2 protein-coding genes are annotated in these 999 nt (G+C 69.0%); both read left to right on the top strand.

What is annotated here, in order from left to right:
* Positions 1-146, top strand: a 146-nt coding sequence (locus tag N878_RS27110; RefSeq protein ID WP_021445727.1) for a helix-turn-helix domain-containing protein, incomplete at its 5' end; no start/stop codon positions are given.
* A 232-nt stretch (positions 147-378) separates the two neighbouring features.
* Positions 379-999 (top strand): OprD family outer membrane porin (locus tag N878_RS22250; protein WP_021445728.1); only part of this gene is annotated, 621 nt, incomplete at its 3' end.

Genomic DNA, 999 nt, shown 5'->3' on the forward strand with positions numbered 1-999 from the left:
AGACCATCGCCCAGGCCGAACGCCGCGCCCTGCAGAGCATGCTGCTCGCCTGCCAGGGCAACCGCCGCCGCGCCGCCCTGCAGCTGGGCATCTCCCGCGCCAGCCTGTACAGCAAGCTGCAGCAGCACGGCCTGAGTCAGCGCTGAGTGACATCGGTGCGTCCGGCGTCCAGTCGGCTGGACAGCGAGTGCCGCCGCCAGCCGACATGTCCAGCGCAGCAGACGCTTTGCAGTCCCGCGCTCACCCGCCTGCATTCTCGGCGAAAGGCTCTGGCCCGCGGCATTGCGCCGATGGGCCGCGTGCCGGCAGGGGCTGGCACGCTTCTCGCTCTGCCTCCTGCGCCGCGCAACGCGGCCCATAACAACAAGAGGAAATACCATGCGACTGCACCACAGCTCCCTCTGCCAGCTGCTCTGCGGCGGCGCCGTACTGATCGCCGCCGGCCCCGCCAGCGCGGCCTTCGTCGACGACAGCAAGGCGGTGCTCGATGCCCGCAATTTCTACTTCAACCGCGACTTCCGGCAGAGCGGCGCGACCCAGGCCAAGGCCGAGGAATGGGCCCAGGGCTTCATGCTGCGCTTCGAGTCCGGCTACACCGAGGGCCCCGTCGGTTTCGGCATCGACGCCATCGGCCTGCTCGGCCTCAAGCTCGATTCCAGCCCGGACCGGGTCGGCACCGGCATCCTCAAGAGCGACCGCGAGGCGCCCAAGCGCGCCCAGGACGAATACGGCGAGGCCGGCCTGACCGCCAAGCTGCGCGCCTCCAACAGCACCCTCAAGCTCGGCACCCTGCAACCTGTGCTGCCGGCGCTGATGCGCAACGACAGTCGCCTGCTGCCGCAGACCTTTCGCGGCGCCTGGCTGAGCAGCAACGAGATCGAGGGCCTGAGCCTGGACCTCGGCCGCCTCGACCGGGTCAACCAGCGCGATTCCTCGGATAACGAGGAAATGACCGTGTTCAACGGCGGCAAGCGCAATATCGTGCTGGGCAGCGCCAAG

Origin of the sequence: Pseudomonas sp. EGD-AK9 (genome assembly GCF_000465935.2) — a bacterium.
In the GTDB taxonomy this organism is placed as follows: domain Bacteria; phylum Pseudomonadota; class Gammaproteobacteria; order Pseudomonadales; family Pseudomonadaceae; genus Aquipseudomonas.